This is a genomic window from Actinomadura sp. KC06 (assembly GCF_004348735.1).
Lineage (GTDB): Bacteria > Actinomycetota > Actinomycetes > Streptosporangiales > Streptosporangiaceae > Spirillospora.
Window position 1 is genome coordinate 1 of the sequence record NZ_SMKT01000344.1, and the last position, 3,022, is coordinate 3,022.

The following is a 3,022-nucleotide window of genomic DNA, read 5'->3' on the forward strand; positions in this document are numbered from 1 at the left end:
GTCCGCCGCCGCCATTCCCGCACGTAGAACGCCCGGTCGGGATAGCAGGGCCTTAAATCCCGCTTAACGAAGCCGCCCCTGCTCCGACCCGGTCTTATTTTGACCGGCATGAAGCGCCGCTACGTCGCCGCCGGTCTCATCGGTGTCGTGGGGCTCGCGGTCGCCGTCCTGATCGCGGTCCTCGGATTCCTCGCGAGCGGTTACATCCCCACCGCGCCCAGTTCGTACAGCGTCGGCCTGCGGGCCGCGATCGCGCCAGGGGAGCAGCAGCGGGGTCGCCAGCAGAAGGACGCCGGCGGCGGCGATCGCGACACGGGCGCTCGTAAGAGCGGCCAGCAGCCCCCATAGCGCGGTCACGGCCGCGGTGGTCGCGTTGCCGGTGACCGTCCAGGCGGACAGAACCCGGGCGACCCGATCAGTCGAAGACCGCATCAGCCTGTGGGCGGCGAAAACCGGATTGAACACCCCCACACTCGTGATCAGCCCGACCTCCACGACCATGACGAGCACCAGCCCCCCAACACCGGGACCGATGAAGGCCAACCCGATCGGCCAGCATGCACGCAGCGTCCCGGTGACCAGCATGACCCTGCGCTCCCCGAACCGCGCGACGACCGGCCCCGCCAGACGTGACCCGACGAGCCCCCCGAGACAGGGCACCGCGAACGCCAGACCGTACTGCCACGGCGCGAACCCGAGATGCCCGACCATCAGCACCAAGAGCAGCGGCGCCGGTGCCATGATCAGCGCGTTCACCAGGACGGTGTTGAAGAACAAAAGCCGCAGCGTCGGGTGGCCCAGCACATACCGCCACCCTTCGAGGATGCCCCCACCCCGCACCGCACCCGAGGCCCGCTCCGGCTTGGGCTCCGGCCCGCCGATCGCGCGGATCCCCAGCGCCGACAGCAGGTAGCTGACCGCGTCGGCCACCACGGTCGCCACCGGCCCCAGGATCCCGATCGCGGCCCCGCCGACCGGCGGCCCGAGCACGGCGGCCGTCCACGTGGTCGCCTCGAACCGCCCGTTCGCGGCGACGAGATCCTCGGGCTCAACGATCGCCTTCAGATAGGCCCCGCTCGCCGCCCGGAACGCGATCCCCGCCGCCCCGACCACAACCGACACCACAACCAACTGGACGAAACTGAGCCACCCCAACACATACGCGACGGGCACGCTCATCAGCGCCCCGAACCGCACCAGATCCGTCGCGACCATCACCGGCCGCTTGCGGCGGAACTCCACCCACGGACCGAGCGGCACCGCGACCGCCGCCCCCACCGCCAGACCCGCCGCCGCCAGCACCGACACCTGCGCGGGCCCCGCGTGCAGCACGAGAACCGCGATCAACGGGAACGCGTCGAACGCGAGCCTCGTACCGAACGTGCTGAACGCGTACGACGTCCAAAGCCACCCGAACCGCCGCCCCAGCGACCGCCTGCCCACCGCCTCACCACCCCGTCGACCGACGAGACGTTACCGAGCGGCGGCCCCCGTCCGTAGGCGGCCCCAACGGAAATCGGGGCCGGCTTCACCCGCCGGCCCCGACCTCTGGCGTCAGCAGTTGGTGTACTTGATGTACCACTTGCCGTTTCCATCGCCGAGCTTGTAATCGGCGAGCCAGTAGTTGTTGCTGAGCGGCACCCACAGATACCCGTGCCTACGGATGATGCGGCTCCAGTCCGTGTTGACGTGCTGCCCGCGCCCGATCGTGTACTTCACCGGGTAGTTCGTCCCCGGCCCCGTCCGGACGTTCAGCTTCGACACCACCACCGTCCCGTGGCACCACTGGGCCCGCTGAGGGTTGCGGAGCTGGAGCCGCCCCAGCGCCTTGGCAGCGCCTTCAGGCCCCACGACGATGGCGCCGGGCCCCTGCCCTTCTTCCTGGGTGGGCTGCGGCTGAGCCGGCACCGACTCTTCCTGCCCCGGATTCGGCGGCGGCTCCGAGGCCCCGGCGACCGCACCGAGCCCCAGCGCACTCCCCGCCAGCACCGCGGCCGCCGCTCCCACACCGACCTTTATCCCTACCTGCATATGTTCCTCCAGGCTGGTCCGACGTACACCGCCGACACTACCCAGAGTCACACAAGCAAGACACACAGTGACGAAGACTCTTCTTGACAGACCCCCAAACCCCCGCGAATAAGCCGGGCTCAGGGGTTCCCTAAGTGAGGGCCAAGGCTGGAAAGCGAGCCTTTCCAGGTGGGGGAGACGTCCCATGTCGTCCGAAGTCTCGGGGAGCCAAGTCGGGAGCCGCGCGCCTACGCGGACTTGGTCTTACGGGTGAAGATGTCGTTCATGTGCTCTGCGCCGTCGCGGATCTCGGGCTTGAGTTGGTGACGGTAGACGGTTTCGGTGATCTTCGTGCTGGAGTGCCCGACGAGGATGCTGATCTTCTCCATGGGCACGTCGTGGTCACTCATGATGGACACGAAGGTGTGCCGCAGTTCGCGGGGGCACCACTCGGTGGGGTTGAGGTTCGCCGCTTTGAGGATCTTGCGGAAGCGGTGGCGGACGTGTTGCGCGGTGTACGGCCTGCCGTTCACGTGACAGAAGACGAGGCCGTTGTCCTGGTACTCCTCGCCAGCCTTGAGTTTCTCGGCTGCCTGCCTCGTCTTGAGGTTGCGGAGTGCGTCAACGGCCATGTCGGCCATGCCGAGACCGCGTCGGCTGAAGGTCGTCTTGGTCTCGCCCTTGTGGCGGTCGGCTCGGAGAACGTAGACGGTTGCCTTGTCCAGGTCGACGTCACTCCACTTGAGGGTGCGGAGCTCCTCCGTGCGGAGTCCCGAGACGATCGCTAGGACTACGTACGCGCCAAGACGGTGTTCGGGCTTGCACGCCTCCTCTAGTAGTGCAGTCGCCTGTTTCAGGTTGAGTGAGCGCGACTTGCGACCGGGCTGTCAATCCCCTCAAAGCGTGGAGACGGTGTTATGCCACTTCGGCCCTGAGCTGGGCGGTTGACGTCCTCCGCGCTTCTGCCATCTGACGCTCGAATGTGATCGGGGCGAGCCCGTCGTTGGCGCTG

The 3,022-nt window shown here is 67.8% G+C and carries 3 protein-coding genes; all 3 read right to left on the bottom strand.

Annotated features, from left to right (window positions below; translation table 11 throughout):
* Positions 1–63: 63 nt before the first annotated feature.
* Entirely contained in the window at positions 64–1,443 is a 1,380-nt protein-coding gene (locus E1287_RS42755) for an MFS transporter (protein ID WP_131971788.1), read from the bottom strand.
* A gap of 111 nt (positions 1,444–1,554) precedes the next feature.
* Complete coding sequence (locus tag E1287_RS42760; protein WP_131971790.1) at positions 1,555–2,031, bottom strand: SH3 domain-containing protein; 477 nt, start codon at positions 2,029–2,031, stop codon at positions 1,555–1,557.
* Between the two features lie 227 nt (positions 2,032–2,258).
* Positions 2,259–2,867, bottom strand: a complete 609-nt coding sequence (locus E1287_RS44490) for a site-specific integrase (RefSeq protein WP_207934817.1) — start codon at positions 2,865–2,867, stop codon at positions 2,259–2,261.
* Positions 2,868–3,022 lie beyond the last annotated feature (155 nt).